The organism is Sphingopyxis sp. Q841 (assembly GCF_052384365.1).
Classification (GTDB): domain Bacteria; phylum Pseudomonadota; class Alphaproteobacteria; order Sphingomonadales; family Sphingomonadaceae; genus Sphingopyxis; species Sphingopyxis terrae_A.
Map to the genome: position 1 here is coordinate 376,022 of NZ_JBQSUM010000001.1, position 16,399 is coordinate 392,420.

The 16,399-nt window shown below is 65.2% G+C and carries 18 protein-coding genes and 1 other RNA gene; 6 read left to right on the forward strand and 13 right to left on the reverse strand.

The window, feature by feature from the left end; genetic code table 11:
* Positions 1–97 precede the first annotated feature (97 nt).
* The 3 genes from ACT17R_RS01925 to dapA are packed head-to-tail and all read right to left on the reverse strand — an operon-like array spanning position 98 to position 2,083.
* Positions 98–712 (reverse strand): DUF2062 domain-containing protein, encoded by a 615-nt coding sequence (locus tag ACT17R_RS01925; protein ID WP_082819993.1) that lies wholly within the window; start codon positions 710–712, stop codon positions 98–100.
* A complete protein-coding gene (gene smpB / locus ACT17R_RS01930) occupies positions 709–1,194 on the reverse strand; it encodes an SsrA-binding protein SmpB (protein ID WP_062902814.1) in 486 nt (161 codons plus the stop codon). The genes ACT17R_RS01925 and smpB overlap by 4 nt, the downstream gene beginning before the upstream one ends.
* 13 nt (positions 1,195–1,207) lie before the next feature.
* Complete coding sequence (gene dapA / locus ACT17R_RS01935; protein ID WP_062902815.1) at positions 1,208–2,083, reverse strand: 4-hydroxy-tetrahydrodipicolinate synthase; 876 nt, start codon at positions 2,081–2,083, stop codon at positions 1,208–1,210.
* A 101-nt stretch (positions 2,084–2,184) separates the two neighbouring features.
* Between dapA and ACT17R_RS01940 the strand changes: the two genes are divergently transcribed.
* The 3 genes from ACT17R_RS01940 to ACT17R_RS01950 all read left to right on the forward strand — a co-directional run bounded on the left by ACT17R_RS01940 (position 2,185) and on the right by ACT17R_RS01950 (position 5,423).
* A complete protein-coding gene (locus tag ACT17R_RS01940) occupies positions 2,185–4,218 on the forward strand; it encodes a lytic transglycosylase domain-containing protein (RefSeq protein WP_444808869.1) in 2,034 nt (677 codons plus the stop codon).
* Positions 4,219–4,225: 7 nt separating this feature from the next.
* On the forward strand, positions 4,226–4,708 hold the full coding sequence (gene greB, locus ACT17R_RS01945) for a transcription elongation factor GreB (RefSeq protein WP_186402359.1): 483 nt from the start codon (positions 4,226–4,228) through the stop codon (positions 4,706–4,708).
* Positions 4,709–4,796: 88 nt separating this feature from the next.
* Positions 4,797–5,423, forward strand: a complete 627-nt coding sequence (locus tag ACT17R_RS01950; RefSeq protein WP_444808870.1) for a hypothetical protein — start codon at positions 4,797–4,799, stop codon at positions 5,421–5,423.
* On the opposite strand, the gene ACT17R_RS01955 is transcribed toward ACT17R_RS01950, so the two are convergent.
* The 9 genes from ACT17R_RS01955 to ACT17R_RS01995 form a co-directional block, all read right to left on the reverse strand.
* A complete protein-coding gene (locus tag ACT17R_RS01955; protein WP_186402361.1) occupies positions 5,424–5,585 on the reverse strand; it encodes a hypothetical protein in 162 nt (53 codons plus the stop codon). It abuts the gene before it with no gap.
* 86 nt (positions 5,586–5,671) lie between these two features.
* Positions 5,672–6,056: RNase P RNA component class A (rnpB, locus tag ACT17R_RS01960), an RNA gene on the reverse strand.
* A 151-nt stretch (positions 6,057–6,207) separates the two neighbouring features.
* Complete coding sequence (locus ACT17R_RS01965; RefSeq protein ID WP_062902818.1) at positions 6,208–6,897, reverse strand: N-acetylmuramoyl-L-alanine amidase; 690 nt, start codon at positions 6,895–6,897, stop codon at positions 6,208–6,210.
* Positions 6,898–6,963: 66 nt separating this feature from the next.
* Positions 6,964–7,821, reverse strand: coding sequence for a CheR family methyltransferase (locus ACT17R_RS01970; protein WP_120649319.1), 858 nt, complete (start codon positions 7,819–7,821; stop codon positions 6,964–6,966).
* A complete protein-coding gene (gene cheB, locus ACT17R_RS01975) occupies positions 7,818–8,933 on the reverse strand; it encodes a chemotaxis-specific protein-glutamate methyltransferase CheB (protein ID WP_444808871.1) in 1,116 nt (371 codons plus the stop codon). Before cheB ends, ACT17R_RS01970 begins: the two co-directional genes overlap by 4 nt.
* A gap of 8 nt (positions 8,934–8,941) precedes the next feature.
* A complete protein-coding gene (locus tag ACT17R_RS01980) occupies positions 8,942–9,316 on the reverse strand; it encodes a response regulator (RefSeq protein WP_003050271.1) in 375 nt (124 codons plus the stop codon).
* 72 nt (positions 9,317–9,388) lie between these two features.
* The gene (locus ACT17R_RS01985; RefSeq protein WP_120649320.1) at positions 9,389–9,826 is read right to left on the reverse strand and encodes a chemotaxis protein CheW; all 438 of its coding nucleotides are present in this window, start codon (positions 9,824–9,826) and stop codon (positions 9,389–9,391) included.
* The gene (locus ACT17R_RS01990) at positions 9,823–12,225 is read right to left on the reverse strand and encodes a chemotaxis protein CheA (RefSeq protein ID WP_444808872.1); all 2,403 of its coding nucleotides are present in this window, start codon (positions 12,223–12,225) and stop codon (positions 9,823–9,825) included. The genes ACT17R_RS01985 and ACT17R_RS01990 overlap by 4 nt, the downstream gene beginning before the upstream one ends.
* A 62-nt stretch (positions 12,226–12,287) precedes the next feature.
* Positions 12,288–12,932, reverse strand: coding sequence for a histidine phosphotransferase family protein (locus ACT17R_RS01995; RefSeq protein WP_062902821.1), 645 nt, complete (start codon positions 12,930–12,932; stop codon positions 12,288–12,290).
* A gap of 119 nt (positions 12,933–13,051) precedes the next feature.
* On the opposite strand from ACT17R_RS01995, the gene ACT17R_RS02000 reads away from it, so the two are divergent.
* The 3 genes from ACT17R_RS02000 (at position 13,052) to mtgA (ending at position 15,795) form a co-directional block, all read left to right on the forward strand.
* Entirely contained in the window at positions 13,052–14,008 is a 957-nt protein-coding gene (locus ACT17R_RS02000) for an RluA family pseudouridine synthase (RefSeq protein ID WP_444808873.1), read from the forward strand.
* A gap of 78 nt (positions 14,009–14,086) precedes the next feature.
* Positions 14,087–14,989: an RNA polymerase sigma factor RpoH gene (rpoH, locus tag ACT17R_RS02005; RefSeq protein WP_003050258.1), complete on the forward strand. Its 903-nt coding sequence runs from the start codon at positions 14,087–14,089 to the stop codon at positions 14,987–14,989.
* A 98-nt stretch (positions 14,990–15,087) separates the two neighbouring features.
* Positions 15,088–15,795 carry a monofunctional biosynthetic peptidoglycan transglycosylase gene (gene mtgA, locus ACT17R_RS02010; protein ID WP_062902822.1) on the forward strand — a complete coding sequence of 236 codons (708 nt, stop codon included), beginning with the start codon at positions 15,088–15,090 and terminating at the stop codon, positions 15,793–15,795.
* Between the two features lie 69 nt (positions 15,796–15,864).
* Here mtgA and ACT17R_RS02015 read toward each other — a convergent pair whose 3' ends face one another.
* Entirely contained in the window at positions 15,865–16,389 is a 525-nt protein-coding gene (locus ACT17R_RS02015) for a tetratricopeptide repeat protein (RefSeq protein WP_062903258.1), read from the reverse strand.
* Positions 16,390–16,399 lie beyond the last annotated feature (10 nt).

Here is a 16,399-nt window from a genome sequence, read left to right on the forward strand (position 1 = left end):
TGATTATCCCCAGGTTGACGGGCAGGACATGATTCTCCGCACCGTGAATGGCGCGGATCCTGCGATGGAGACAGCTATAAAAGCTGGCGGCCTGCGATCAACCGGCCGCCGTGTCGCTCGTCGATGACTCAAGTCGTTGGTCGCGCGCGCGGCGCAATTTGCGCCGCCAGCGCAGGCGGATCCAATTGTCCCAGATTACCGCCGCGAGCAGGAAGCCGACCACCGCGGTGACGACCGAGATTACGAACAGGCCCGCGATCAGAGCCGGCGCAGCGTCGGACAACAGCCACCGCGCCCATTCGCCGACCGATGCGCCATTGTCGATCATGATCGAGAAGGTCGCGACATTCGCATGCAGCCCGAACAGATCATTGCCGAGCCAAACCGCCGCGGCGATCAGCAGCGGCGTCGTCGCGGGGTTGGACAGGAAAGTCATCGCGACGCCGATCGGAATATTGGCACGGAAAGGCAGCGCGAGCATTGCCACGCCCAGTATCTGCGCGCCAGGGATCAGGAAAAAGATGCCGACGAACAGACCGAGCGCGGTGCCACGGCGCACCGAGGTGCGGGTGAAGCGCCATAAATGGCTATGCGCGACGCGATGGGCAAAGGGCTTGACGAACCGGCTTTCGAGCAGCTCCTCACGCGACGGCGAGTGGCGCTTGATCCAGTTCATCACCGCCGCCTTGTCGCGCGGCTTCCCCCCGCTCATCCCCGTTCCTTCATCAATCGCTGCTTGTCGCGCTTCCAGTCGCGTTCCTTGATCGACTCGCGTTTGTCGTGCGCCTTCTTGCCCTTGGCGAGCGCGAGTTCGACCTTCGCGCGCCCGCGTCCGTTGAAATATACGCTCAAGGGCACCAGCGTCATCCCTTGCCGGGCCACCGCCGCGTGCAATTTATTGATCTCGCGCGTGTTGAGCAGCAGCTTGCGGGGTCGGCGCGGTTCATGATTGAAACGGTTGCCATGGCTGAATTCGGGGATGTTGGCGTTGATCAGCCACACCTCGCCGCCCGCGACTTCGGCATAGCTTTCGGCGATCGTCCCCTCGCCGAAGCGCAACGATTTCACCTCGGTGCCCTGCAGCGCGATCCCCGCCTCGAACACCTCGTCGATGGCATAGTCGAAGCGCGCGCGCCGATTTTCGGCGACGACCTTCTTCTTGTCGAATTCGGGGGCGGATTGCGGACGGGCCATGAATGAAGAAAACCTAGAGAACGCCCGCCGAAACCAGTGCGGCATCGACGGCGGCGCGCGATGCAGCGGACGCCGGAATGATAGGTAGGCGCACATCGGGCGAAAACCAGTCGTGCACCCGCGCCAGCGCATATTTGACCGGCGCCGGTGACGCGTCGGTGAACATCGCCTTGTGCAGCGGAAACAGCCGGTCGTGCAGGACCAGCGCGCGCGCCCAGTCGCCTGCGGCGCAAGCGGCGGCGAAATCGGCGCACAGGCGCGGCGCGACATTGGCGGTGACCGAAATGCAGCCCACCCCGCCCAGAACGGCGTGCGGCAACCACAGGTCGTCGTTGCCGCTGAGCTGGCAGAAATCGGCGCCCGCCCCGGCCCGGTGCATCGTCACGCGCGCAAGGTCGCCGCTCGCATCCTTGGTCGCGACGACCGTCGGAATTTCGGCGAGTTTGCACATGGTTTCAGCGCTGATGTCGGCGACGGTACGGCCGGGGACATTGTAGACGACGATCGGCAGATCGCTCGCGTCGGCGAGCGCCCTGAAATGGGCGAGCATGCCTTCCTGTGTCGGGCGGTTGTAATAGGGCGCGACGATCAGCGCGGCGCTCGCCCCTGCGGCCTGCGCATGCCGCATGTGGCGGATCGCGGTGGCGGTGTCGTTCGACCCGCAGCCGGCGATCACCGGCACCCGTCCCGCCGCCGCCTCGATGCACGCGTCGATGATGCGATAATGTTCGTCGAAGCTCAGCGTCGGGCTCTCGCCGGTCGTACCGCACGGCACGAGCGCGCTCGTCCCCTCTTTGATCTGCCAGTCGACGAGGCGCGCAAAGGCCTGCATATCCAACGCACCGTCGCGAAATGGCGTCACCAAAGCGGGAATCGACCCCGAGAACATGCTCCGCTCCTTTACAAAAAGCCGCTTTCACCGATAGAATCCGGTCAGCGCGCCGCGTCATGAACGCCTATTCAGCGCCCTGCAAGGAGTTTGCCACTAACATGGCCGGCATGTTTTCGCTGCCCCCAATTTCCCGCCTCGCGCTCGCTGCGGCGCTGCTTGTCCCATCGGTCGCCACCGCGAGCGAACTGACGCCCGATCAGATGGCGTGGTATCGCGCTCAGATGGGGCTCGCGTCGGTCTCGACCTCGCCGCCGAGCGCGACCAACACCGTCGGCGACGCGGTGCTCGAATGGCGGCGGCTGACGCAGGACCAGACTGCGTCGTTCGACCGGCTTTCGCGGTTCCTGATGGCCAATCGCGACTGGCCCGATGCCGACAAGATGCGCGTCCGCGCCGAAAAGGCGATCGCGATCGACAGTTTCGATCCCGCGCGCACGCTCGCCTATTTCCAGGCCTTTCCGCCGCGCACCGCGAGCGGCGAGCTGCGTATGGCGCTAGCGCTCAACGCGTCGGGCCGCCGCGACGAAGCCTATGCCGCGGTGCGCCGGGCCTGGACCGGCGGCACGCTCGATGAAGCGGAGGTCAGCCGGGTGCTGAGTCTCTTCCCCGGCGCGATCTCGCTAGCCGATCATGATGCACGCATGGACAAGCTGTTGTGGCTGGGCGCGACCGGCCCCGCCTCGCGCCAACTCGCCTTCACCTCGCCCGACCGGCGGCCGATCTTCGCGGTGCGGCTCGCAATGCGCAGCGGCGCGGTCGACGCCGCGATGCAAGCGTCGGCGATCGAAGCGCAATATCCGTCGCTGACCCGCACCGACCCCGGCTATATCGCCGACAAGGCAACGTGGCTGCGCAAGGCGGGCCGCGTCGGCGAAGCGCGCGCGCTGCTCGCTGGGCCGCGCAATCTGGCCTCGGCACCCACTGATGCGGAGGAATGGCTCGAAACCCTGCTCACCAACGCGCGCCAGGCCGATGCCGCGGGCGACAAGGTGACTGCCTATAATATCGCGCGGCAGCTTGATGACGCGCTGCCGTCGGGGACGGTCGTGCGGGAACAGCCGCTCGGCGTGCGCGACGATTATACCTCGCTGGCATGGCTCGCAGGCCAGCTCGCTTACAAGAGCCTCGGCCGGCCAGGCGAAGCGGTACGGCTGTTCCGCGCTTATGGCGAAGCCGCGCGCTCGGCGCAGACGCGCACCAAGGGCTTTTACTGGGCGGGCCGCGCCGCGCTCGCAGCGGGCGACACGGCTGCGGCCAATGCGCATTTCGCCGACGCGGCCGAACATTATGACCAGTTTTACGGCCAGCTCTCGCTCGAACGGCTTGGCCGCCGCCAGCCCAAGCCGGTGCCCGTCCCGACGATCCGGGTCAGCGCGTCAGAGCGCGAGGCATTCGATGACGACCGGCTGGTGCGCGCCGCGCGCGCGCTGGGCGAAATTGGCGCGTGGCGTGAACAGTCGCTGTTCCTCCGTGCGCTGGCGCAGCGCGCGACGACGCCGACCGATCATGTTCTGGCGGGCCAGCTCGCCGCGTCGATCGGCCGTCCCGACCTCGGCGTCATGATCGGCCGCAGCGCGCAGGCGAACAGCCTCGACGCGGTCGAGGTTTCGGGCTTCCCCACGGTGCGTGTCCCGGCGGGGCAGGAAAACAACTGGACCTTCATCCACGCGATCACCCGTCAGGAAAGCCAGTTCGACCGCCAGGCGATCAGTCACGCCGGCGCGCGCGGGATGATGCAGTTGATGCCGGGAACCGCGCGCGAAGTCGCAAGCAAGCTCGGCCTCGGCTATGACGCGAACTCGCTGACCAGCGACACCAATTATAATATGACATTGGGGTCGACCTATTTTCAGCAGATGCTCAGCTATTTCGGCGGCAGCTATCCGCTCGCGGTCGCGGCCTACAATGCCGGGCCGGGGAATGTGAACAAATGGCTGCGCGCCAATGGCGATCCGCGATCGGGCACGGTTGACATGATCGACTGGATCGAGGCTATTCCGATTTTCGAAACGCGCAACTATGTCCAGCGCGTGCTCGAAAATGCGGTCGTCTACGACACGCTGCGCGACGGCGACCGGTCGCTGCCCAATGCACCGCTGAGCTTCTATCTCGGCAAGCGCACACCCGGCTGACCGGTCGATGGCGGGGGACAAGACCAATATCATCAGCCCGTCGGGCTTCGCCGCGCTGCGCGCCGAATATGATCTGCTGTTCGTAACCGAACGCCCCAAGCTCGTCGAAACGATCAGTTGGGCGGCCGGCAATGGCGACCGCAGCGAGAATGGCGACTATATCTACGGCCGCAAACGGCTGCGCGAGATCGACCGGCGGCTGTCCTTCCTCGCGCGCCGGATGAAGGCCGCGCGGGTCGTCGATCCCGCGGAACAGCCCGACAAGCACCGTATCTGGTTCGGCGCCACGGTCGAACTCGCCGACGAGGAGGACGCGCGCCGCACCGTCACGCTGGTCGGCGACGATGAGGCGGATGCGGGCGCCGGCCGGATCGGCTGGAACAGTCCGCTGGCCCGGGCGCTGCGCGGCGCGGCGACCGGCGATTTGCGCACGGTCCAACTGCCCGCGGGGCCCAAGGAATGGGAAATCGTCGCCATCGCCTATCCCTGATCGCGGCACGTGCCGCCTGTGCGCGCGATCACAGCGACGCGCGAAAGATCGTGCGAAGCCATCCGATCGTCACGCAAGGAGAGGGTCGATGCGGGGAATCATCATCGTTGCATTGTCGCTGGCGGCAACCGATAGCCAGGCGATGCAGCCGCCGGGCGACGCGCAGATCAAGGCCGAACTGGGCCGCGGCGAAGAGATTGAAGCACGCATCGCGGGTGACCTGAATGGCGACGGCGTCGATGACATCGCCTATATCGTGCGCGGCAACGACAAGAGGATATTGCGCGTCCGCCTGGCCGACAAGGGCAAGGGTTTCGGCCGCGCGCCGCAGGGCATGCTCGACCTCGACGCCTACCCGCTCGGCGCAGCCGAGATGTCCGTCGCGAAAGGCGTATTGGTCGTCAAGGATCAGACCGGGGGAACGACCGCGACGGCGGCAACCTATCGCTTTCGGCTAGACCCGGAGGCTGGGCGCATGAAGCTCATCGGCCTTGATGCAACGATGTATAGCCGCACCTTCGCGCACGACGGCAGCGAACTGAGCTGGAACCTGCTGACCGGCGACGTCATCACCTCGACGCTCAAGCTAAGCGGGTCGGGCGAAAATGCATCCTATCAAAAGACGGGACTCAAGCGCTTCCGCCGCCCGATCCGCGTCTATTGGATGGAAGACGCCCCCAGCGGCGAGGATGCGTTCGGCGCTGCCGCCAAATAATTATTGCCCCTGCCCCATCAGCGCCGGGATGATCCAGACCACCGATAGCACGATGACTGCCAGAAACAGCGAAATCGCAAGGACATAGCGCACGCCGTTGCCTTTGACGCCGCTGCTGGCTTCTTCGTCGGTCACTTCGACATGGTCGTCCACGACTTTCATGGTTCGTCTCCCTTCAGACTGTCTGCATCCAACGCGGGGCTGGACAGCGCGGTTCCCGCGCGCGGGGCGCGCGGGGATGGGAGAGTGAAGCCAGAGGGTCTGTAAGCCGGGTTCTGTCCACCCCGTTGCCGGGGATGGGCGATCATTCCTCTAGGCGGCCGGTTGCCCGGACGCTCAAGCAGTCAACCCGGACGGCGGGGCCGGAACCAGCCCTGAGTCACCTCGTGCCATCCCTATTCGACCTTGCTCCCGGTGGGGTTTGCCGTGCCGCGTCCGTTGCCGTCCGCGCGGTGCGCTCTTACCGCACCCTTTCACCTTTCGCCGGGCCGAAGCCGTTGGCGGTCTGCTCTCTGTGGCACTTTCCCTTGCTCCGGTTGCCCGAAGCCGCCGGACGTTATCCGGCACCGTGGTTTCCGTGGAGCCCGGACTTTCCTCCCCCGCTTGCGCGGCGGCGATCGCCCGACCCTCTGGCCTCATGCGGTTATAACGCGAACGAACGCCGATTGCGAGCGATTGCGCGAACGACTGACATGGGTGGATCCCAGCCTTTTAACGCTCGTCATGCTGAATCAAGTTCAGGATGACGATGCTGCGATGTCTCGCTTCGGTCACTCCCGCTCGATCAATCACCTTCGGGCTGCGGCAGCAGCAGTGCGAGCAGGATCGCGCGGCATTCGCCGTCGATCGTTCCGTCGATCAGTTCGGGGCGGAAGCGGCGCTGAAAGGCGACGGTCGCGGCAAAGCCGTCGGTGACATCATAGCCGAAACGTTCAAGCGCGAGCAGGAAGCCGGCGTCGGTCCATAGCGGATCGGTCAGTTTCTTGGTCGGCCGCGGCAGCGCCAGGCGCCGGCGCGCCAGCTCACCCCACGGAAAAAGCTCGCCCGGATCCTGCTTGCGCGTCGGCGCGATGTCCGAATGACCGACGACATTGCCGCGCGTGATCGCGTGGCGGTCCTTGATCTGGTGCACGAGCCGCACGACCGAGGCGACTTGCGGGTCGGGAAAGGGGACATAGCCGAATTCATGCCCGGGATTGACGATTTCGATACCGACGCTCGCCGAATTGATGTCACTGATCCCGCGCCAGTGCGACTTGCCCGCGTGCCACGCGCGCCTGTCCTCGGGCACCATATGGGTGATCTGGCCGTCTTCGCTGACGACATAATGCGCCGACACCTTCGCCTCGGGATCAGCAAGCCGATCAAGGGCTTCGGCGCCGGTCTTCATGCCGGTATAATGCAGCACGATCATCGAGATGGGCAGCGCGCGCTCGTCGAAATTGGGTGACCAGCGTTCGATAAAGTCGCTCATGCGTGTCGCGGCCCGTTCCTGCCCTGCCTTGTGTTCGCTTGCGCCAGTCGAGCGCAAAATGCAAGGTCAGGCCGCGACCGGCGCGCGCACCTGCTGATCGGCCGGCTCATAAAGTCCGCGCAGACGGCGGCTCGCCACGAACTGGTCGGTCTGGCCGAGCACCGTCTCGCCCGCTCCCAAGACCAGAAAGCTTTGCGGCGCGGCCACAGAACGCAGCCGCGCGAAAGCCTTCTGGCGCATCGGCAGCGAGAAATAGAGCAACAGGTTGCGGCAGAAGATCAGATCGGCCGGGCTGGCAAGCGGCGGGCGGTCGACGAGCATATTCTGCACGGAAAAGTCGATCCGGCGCCTCAGGTCGGCCTTGGCAAGCCAACCGCCTTCGGTCTGGTCGAACCATCGCACCATGCGCTGCACTGGCAGGCCGCGCTGAATCTCGAACTGGCTGTACAGCCCGACGCGCGCGCGGCTGATCGCATGATAGCTGACGTCGGTGCCGACGACATCGACCTGCCACCCCGCCCATTGCTCGCCCTGTTCGGCGAGCAGCATCGCCATCGAATAGGCTTCCTGGCCGGTCGACACGCCGCAATGCCAGATGGTCACGCGCCGCTTGGCCGCATTGGTTTCGCGAATATGCTCAAGCGCTGTCTTCGCTATGTCATCGAACACACTATGTTCGCGGTAGAAATAAGTTTCATTGTTGAGCATCGCATCGACCGTGTCGTCAAGCAGCTGCCGGCTGGTCGAGGTGACGAGCGCAGCGACGAGCGCGTCGAGATCCGCGATACCGTGACGCTGCATCACCGGCTTCAGCGACATTTCGATCCGCCATATCCGGTTCGGCGACAGCGTCTGGCCGGTGCGCGATTCGAGCACGCCCATCAGCACGCGATAGGCGGACTCGCTGGCACCGCCGCCCATCATGACTTTTTGCTGCCGCCAAGATAGGAGCCGAGCATCAGCGCGATCGCATCGGGGTTGAGCGTCGCCGCGGCAATCCCCGCCTTGGCAACGGCACCGGGCATCCCCCAGATAACGCAGCTTTCGGGCGCCTGCGCGAGGACGGTCCCGCCTGCATCCTTCAGCCGCGCCGCGCCGGTCGCCCCGTCACGGCCCATGCCGCTCAGCACGACGGCCACGCCCCCGGCGCCGTAGACATCGGCGACCGAAGCCAGCATCGGGTCGGCGGAGGGGCAACAGCCATTGTCGACCGGACGGCGATCGAGCGCGATCTCCTGCCGCCGCCCTGCGTTGACGACCATCAGATGGGCATCGCCGGGGGCGAGATAGATATGGTTCGGCAACACCGGCATGCCCGCTGCCGCGACGCGGACGGTGCGCACCGTCATCGTCGCAATCTGGCGCGCGTAAAATTCCATGAAGGCATCAGGCAGATGCTGGGTCAGCAGGATCGGCGCCGAAATTCGCGGGTCGAGATTGGCGAGGAAGTTGGTGAAGGCCGGAATGCCGCCGGTCGAGGCCGCGACTGCGATGCAGGCGAGCGGCGCCCCCGCATCGAATGCCACCGGGGCCGGGGGCGGAATTTCGCGGCGGGCGAGCCGCGCCTCGGGCGGGATCGGTTGCCGCTGGCCGAGCGACAGGATGCGGTCGGTCAGAATCTCGGCGAAGCGACCCGAAAAGCTGCCCCGCCCCGGCTTCGCCAGCGTATCGCTCGCGCCGAGCGAGAGCGCGTCGATCGCGGCCGGGCCGCCTTCGACGCAGTTCGACGAGAGGATCAGGACACGGGCGTTCACGGCGCTGCGCAGGATATGCGGCAGCGCGTCGATCCCGTTCATCCCCGGCATTTCGATATCGAGCACCACGACATCGACGGGCTCGCTCGCCAGAAAGGCAAGCGCATCATGCGCCGATGCGACCGAGGCACACACCGTCAGTCCCGGCGTTCCGTCGACGATGCGTTCAAGGATGCTGCGGACGACCAGGCTGTCGTCGACCAGCATCACGCGAACCGTGCGCGCCGCCGGTATGTCGGTTTCGACCCTGGGATCGGTCAGCGAAGATTGGGGCAGCGACACGTCCGGGCTCAGGCAACGCCGACGAGTTGCAATTTCCCTTCCAGCGTCTCGCGATCGAACGGCTTCATGACATATTCGTCGGCTCCGGCCTCGATCGCGGCGCGGATATGGTCGATGCTGTTTTCGGTCGTGCAAAAGACGACGCGCGGGCGCTCCTCGATCCCGAAATCGAGATCGTTGAAGGCGCCGAGAAATTCCATCCCGCTCATCACCGGCATATTCCAGTCGAGCAGGATCACGTCGGGCCGATTGGCGCGGCAGAAGGTCAGCGCCTCCTGCCCGTCGGCCGCTTCGTCGACCGAAAAGGACATGCTTTCAAGAATATGTCGCGCGACCTTGCGAATGACTTTGCTGTCATCGACGACCAGACAGGATTTCGACATTTATTCCTCCGACCCCCGGAATTTACGCCACGTTACGGCCAAGGGGTGTCCACTATGTTAATACGGCCCGCATCACGCTGCCTTAAGCGCGGGCGGTACGATAAAATGCGACGGGTCGACCACGAGCAGCGACGCGCCCTCATGCTCGATCATCGCTTCGGCGACACGCGCCCATCCCGGCATCAGCTTGCCGGCCAGGCGCGTCTCGGCCGCGTCGATGAAGCACACATCCTCGATTTCATCGGCGAGCAGCGCGTAGCCATGTTCCGCAACATCGACCACGATCACCCGCTGCCCGCTCGCCACCGCCACCGGCGGCAGGCCGACGACGACATGCGGGTCGATCAGCGTGAAGACGCGGCTGCGCAGCGCGAACAGGCCTGCGACGTGCGGCGGCGCGCCCGGCACCTCGACCGGTGCCCCGACCGTGACCACCGAATTGATCGAGCGCGAGCGCAGCGCGACGCGCGTGTCGGCGATACGCGCGATCAGATACAGTTTTTCCATCATGACCGCGCTCCTCCGACCTTACGGCGCAGCGCCGCGAGCAAGCCCGCTCGATCGTAGCGATAGACGCTCGCATCCTCGGGGCTTGCCGAAACCGCTGCCGATCGCAGGCAGATGACGGGAAGATCGCCCGCATCATGGGCGCAGCCCTGCCCGCTTTCGGTCAGGCACAGCATCACATCGGCCCCCTCGCCCGCGTCGGCGGCCGTGGCAACGCGGTAGCCCGCGCCGCGCAGCAGCGGCGCCAGAAAATTCTCGCCCCACCCGTCGGCATCGCCTGCGAGCCGGCACAGCGGCGCGCGGCCCGCGACGGCGGTGCGGCCGCCGGCGTGACACTCCATGATCCAGAAAGGATCGATGAGTTCGACGGGCTCGCCACCGACCAGCACCACGCCCGCGATCAGGCCCGGTGCCGACGCGGGTTCGACCACGTCGGGCAGGCGCACGATGTCGATCACCGCCGCGATCGGGTAACAGATCACCGTGTCGCCGTCGTACAGCCGAAGCAGCTTCACCGCCGCCTCGCCGGCAGGCACCGTTGCCGCATGGACCGGGAATATCTCGTCGCCAACCTGCACCCGAACGGCGCCGCCGCTTTCAAACAGTGCCGATTGCGGCACTTCTTCGACCCGTTCGATCACCGACAGGCGAACACCGCGCGTGCGGCCGTCGGCCTCGCGGAACAGCAGCAATTGCGTCGCGTTGCGCGCCCGCTCGGCCTGCGCCTCGCGTTCGTCGGCGCGGTCCTGACTGCGGCCAGCCTCACCGGCATCCACGCCCGACGCCGCGAGCAGCCCCTGAACATCGAGCAGCAGCACCGGCCGCCCGTTGTCGGGCAGCGTGGTGCCCGCATAAAGGCCGGTCGCCATGATCATCGGTGCGGCGGGCTTGATGACCAGTTCCTCATGGTCATGGATCGCCGCGACGCTGAGCGCATAGCTCTGCCCCTGCCCAGGCCGGATGATGACGAGAGCGCGGTCGTCCACATCGTCGTCGTCGCCGCGCTGACGCGCCAGCACATCCTCGAGCCGCAGCAAGGGGAATTGCTCGCCGCGCACCGTTGCGATTTCGCCGCCACCGAGCCGCTCGATACGAACGCTGTCGTTCGTCTCGAGCAGAATTTCGCGCACCGATCCGCGCGGAATGGCAAAATATTGCCCTGCAGCGCGCACCATCAGCCCCGAAATGATCGTCAGCGTCATCGGAACGCGCAGCAACACCGACAGGCTGCGTCCCTCTTCATTGCGCAGTTCGACGAGGCCGCCGATCTTTTCGACATTCGCCTTGACGATGTCCATGCCGACGCCGCGGCCGGAAATTTCCGTAATCTGCGCCGCGGTCGAAAAGCCCGGACGAAAGATCAGCTCCAGCTTTTCAGCCGGCGTCAGCGTCCGTGCGTCGGCCGCCGAGAGCAGCCGGTTGGCGATCGCCTTGGCAACCAGCGCGTCGGGCGAAAGGCCGCGCCCGTCGTCGCTCACCTCGATTTCGATCTGATTGCCCGACTGGCGCGCCGAAACCCTTATGGTGGCGGTAATATCCTTCCCCGCCGCGACCCGCTCGTCGAGCCCCTCGATCCCGTGATCGATGGCGTTGCGGACGATGTGGATCAACGGATCGCGGATATTCTCCATCATCTCGCGGTCGAGTTCGACCTCCCCGCCGCTCGTGTCGAAATGGATCTTCTTGCCGAGTTCCTGCGCCAGATCGCGCACAATGCGCGGCAACGGCGCAAACAGCTTGTCGATGCGCTGCATCCGCATCTGGCTCACCGATTGGCGCATCCCCGCGATCGAATCGGACAAACGGTCGAACGCGCCAATCAGCGCCGCATCGGCCCCCGATTCGCGCAACATCCGCGCGAACTCGTTGCGCGCGAGCACGATGTCGGTAACCCCCGTCATCACGCTGTCGAGCAGCGGCAGCGGCACGCGGATCGACCGCCAGCCCTGCAATTCGGTGATGATATCATCTTCGCGCCGTATCCGGATCGCCTCCGGAACCGCGGGTGCCGCGTCCGCCTGCACCGGATCAGGCGCACCGGCTGACAGGGCGGCGATCACGTCGCCATCCTCACCCGCCGGCTCGGCGCCTTCGCTCGCCAACCGCTCGCACAGCATCGACAGTCGATCGACGATGGCGAGCACGCCCGTGACGAGCGCGGCGTCGGGCGCGCGATGACCGCGGCGAACCTGGTCGAGCGCCTCTTCGGCGGCATGCGAAAGCGCGGTCACGCGTGGCAACGCCAGAAAGCCCGAGCTTCCCTTGATTGTGTGCATCATCCGAAAGATAGAATCGAGCTGCGCCCGGTCGGCCGGATCGGCCTCCCACACGACCAGCGCCCCGCCGGCATCGGCAAGGATTTCCGACGTTTCAGCCAGAAAATCGTTCAGAAGATCGTCCATCGCGGTTCCGCAGCGCCCCAAAATCAAGGCGCAACCATGACCGACAATGGTTAAGGAGGGCTTTACCTGGCGGGCCGCAGCACCGCGCCGACGAGCAACGACGTCGGCGTTTCGCGCGCCAGCATCACGGTGCCGTTATTCTGCGCCGCCACCGCCTGGACGAGCACCGCGGGAGCGGTTCGTGAGGTCATCGCGGCGGCCGCCTCGCCTTCCGCAAGGATGCGTTCGACGTCGGCATCGACAAGGATGCGCTCGGCCTCGGCATGCAACGCGATCTCGATGTTTTCGCCCTGCCGCTCGCAGCCGATGTCGAGCCGTCCGCCGCGGACCAGGGCATCGACCAGGATCAGCGCGAGGTTGAGGATGATCTTGACCGCCGGCTTGGGCAGAGCGTCGTCGCCGATCATCCAGTTGAGCGTGATCGGGCGGTCGGCCATGATCCCTTCGATCGCGCCCTTCGCTTCGGTCGGCGGCACCGCTTCGCCGAAGCCGCCCGCCGATCCGAAAGCGAGCCGGAAGAATTTGAGCTTCGCCGCCGATGTCCGTGCGCTTTGTTCGAGCAGGTCGACCACCCGCGCCCGCATCTCAGGGTCTTTTTCATCGGCCAGCAGCTCGAGGCCGTTGGCAAAGGCCCCGACGGGGCTCAGCAGGTCGTGACACAGGCGCGAGGCCATCATCGAGGCGAAATCGACGCGATCGTCGGTCATGGATGCATTGGCTCCCCAAGCTCGGCAGTTTCCGGCACCGCCGCTCCTAGGGCAGCCGCCCCCTTCAGGGCAAGCGCCATCCCCTTGAATATTGACCGGACGGGGCCACATGACGACCAATGAAGGGGGACGACGACATTCTGACCGTGGCGTTGGGCGACAGCGCGGCCGGGTTGCGGCTCGACCGGGCGTTGGCCGAGGCTTTGCCCAGCCTGTCGCGCGAGCGCGTCAAGACGCTGATCAAGGGCGGCCGCGTCACCGATGCTGGCGGGCGCATCCTGTGGGATCCCGCCGCCAAGGCATCCGCACCGGCGAAGCTCGAACTGCGCCTGCCCGCCCCCGCCCCCGCGCATAATGTGGCGCAGGACATGAATCTCGTCATCGCCTATGAGGACGAGCATCTGATTGTGGTCGACAAGCCCGCGGGAATGGTCGTTCACCCTGCCGCCGGCAATCTCGACGGCACGATGGTCAACGCGCTGCTCCATCATTGCGCCGGGCAATTGTCGGGAATTGGCGGCGTCGCGCGCCCCGGCATCGTCCACCGTATCGACAAGGATACGAGCGGACTGATCGTCGCCGCCAAGCACGACAAGGCGCATGAGGGGCTGGCGAAGCAATTTGCGGCGCACAGCATCGACCGCCGCTATCTCGCGATCGCGACCGGCCGCCCGATGCCCGCCAACGGCACGGTAGAGGCCGCGCTCGGCCGGTCGAGCGTCAATCGCAAGAAGATGGCGGTGGTCGAGCCGGGCCGCGGCAAACATGCGATCACCCATTACCGGACGATCGAGCCGCTGCGGGACGCAACCTTGGTGGAATGCCGGCTGGAAACGGGCCGCACGCATCAGGTTCGCGTCCATATGGCGCATATCGGCCACCCGCTCGTCGGCGATCCGGTCTATGGGCGCGCCCGAAAGCCGCTTTCGGACCTGCTGAAAGCCCGCCATTTTGCGCGTCAGGCGTTGCATGCAGCCCATTTGGGCTTTATTCATCCGGTGACCGGTAACAGCATCGCGCTCGACAGCGAACTCCCAGCAGACATGCGGGAACTGGTCGATGAATTGCGCGTTTAGGTTTCGAATGAAAATCTATTTTGACCGCGAAAGGCAATTGCGGCAGGATATTTTCAGGTTTTAGGGAAGACACTCTCCATGGCTAATAAAAGCAATGTTCCGGCAGTGGTGCCCGCGCTCGGCGGTGAGGCGAGCCTGAACCGCTATCTGGCCGAAATCCGTAAATTTCCGCTTCTGACGCCCGAGCAGGAATATATGCTCGCCAAGCGCTTTCAGGAGCATGGCGACAGTGAAGCTGCGGCGCAGCTCGTTACCTCGCACCTGCGTCTCGTCGCAAAGATCGCGATGGGCTATCGCGGCTATGGCCTGCCGGTCAGCGAACTGATCAGCGAAGGCAATATCGGCCTGATGCAGGGCGTGAAGAAATTCGATCCCGAACGCGGCTTCCGTCTCGCCACCTATGCGATGTGGTGGATCCGCGCCTCGATCCAGGAATTCATCCTGCGCTCGTGGAGCCTAGTGAAGATGGGCACCACCGCGGCCCAGAAGAAGCTGTTCTTCAACCTGCGCCGCATGAAGAATAATCTCGAAGCGTTCGAGGACGGCGATCTCAGCCCCGAAAACGTCGCCAAGATCGCAAAGGATCTGGGCGTCACCGAGGACGAGGTGGTCAGCATGAACCGCCGCATGGCGATGGGCGGCGACACGTCGCTCAACGTGCCCATGGGCGAGGATGGCGACAGCCAGTGGCAGGATCTGCTCGGCGACGAAGGCCCGCTTCAGGACGAACGCGTGGCCGAGGCCGAAGAACGCGACGTGCGGCACGAACTGCTCACCGAAGCGCTCGCGACACTCAACGAGCGCGAACGCCACATTCTGACCGAACGGCGTCTGACCGACGACCCGAAAACGCTCGAGGATCTGAGCCAGGTCTATGACGTCAGCCGCGAACGCGTCCGCCAGATCGAGGTCCGCGCCTTCGAAAAGCTGCAGAAGGCGATGCTCAAGCTTGCCGGCGAACGCCGACTTATCGGCGCCTGAACGCTAATCCTTGCTCCCGCCCCGGTTGGGGGCGCAGTTAGAGGTCTTGTTCCGATCGCGCGCTTGCCTCAGGCGAGCGAGCGGTTAATTTGCCCGCCATGGCATCCCGATCCCGCGCAAGAAAGCGCAAGCTCCCCTGGTATCTGCGCCCCTTCAAATGGCTGATATGGTTCGCCATAGGGACGGCGGCGTGGGTGCTTGTCTATGCGGTGGTGCCGCCGCCCATTACCTTCACCATGCTCGCCGACAGCAACGGCATCACCAAGGACTGGACGAGCCTTTCGGCGATCGACCGCAATATGGTCCGCGCCGCCATCGCCGCCGAAGACGGAAAATTCTGTACCCATAACGGCTTCGATACCGAAGCCATCGAAGCTGCGATCGAGCGCAACGCCAAGGGCAAGCGGCTGCGCGGCGGCTCGACAATCAGCCAGCAGACGGCAAAGAACGTCTTTCTGTGGCAGGGCAGCGGCTGGACCCGTTATCTGCGCAAGGTGCCGGAAGTTTGGTTCACCTTCCTGATCGAAACCTTCTGGAGCAAGCGGCGGATCATGGAAGTCTATCTGAATGTTGCCGAGACCGGGATCGGCACTTATGGCGTCGAAGCGGGCGCCCGGCGTTATTTCAACCATGGTGCGAACCGTCTCAGCCCGGCCGAGGCCGCGCGCATTGCCGCGATCCTGCCGCTCCCCAAGAAGCGCGAGGCGATCAGTCCGTCGGGGTTCACACGCCGTTACGGCAATATGATCGCGGCGCGCATCGGTCAGGTCCGACGCGATGGTCTGGACGCGTGCATCTATAAATAGGACAGCACAAGCGGCGCGCCGCCTTCAGTCCTGGCTGCCTCAGTTTTGGCTGCCTCAGTTTTGGCTGCCTCAGTTTTGGCTGGGAGTCACGGTCGCGACGACGGGTTTGGGCGTGATCGCCTCTGCCGCGACGACGCGCTTCGTGTCGCCATTGGCGATTGCCTTTTCGAGCGCCGCGACCTGCGGGCATTTATCCTTGCACAGCCGCTGCACGTCGGCGAGCTTTTCGCGCGCCAGTTCGATCGCGCCCTTGTCGGCGAGCGCTTCGCCCTGCCCCGCCAGCGCGGCGATGTCGTTGGGTTCGAGCAGCAGCGCTTCGCGATAAAGACCGATGGCCTTGCCCGGCAGACCCTGAGCGCGCGCGACCTGCGCCAGCGCGACGATCGCCGAACGGTTGCGCGGGTCGGCGGCGAGCGCCGATTCATAGGCGTCGATTGCGGCGTCGAGATCGCCCTTCGCTTGCGCCGCCTGGCCCTGGTTCATCAGCGCGACGGACTGGGGCAGGATATCATTGTCGGCACGCTGCGCATCGGAGGCTACAGGCAGGCTGGCCAGAACGAGACCGGCGCCAAGGGCCAGTAAACTGATGCGCATCGCATTCTCC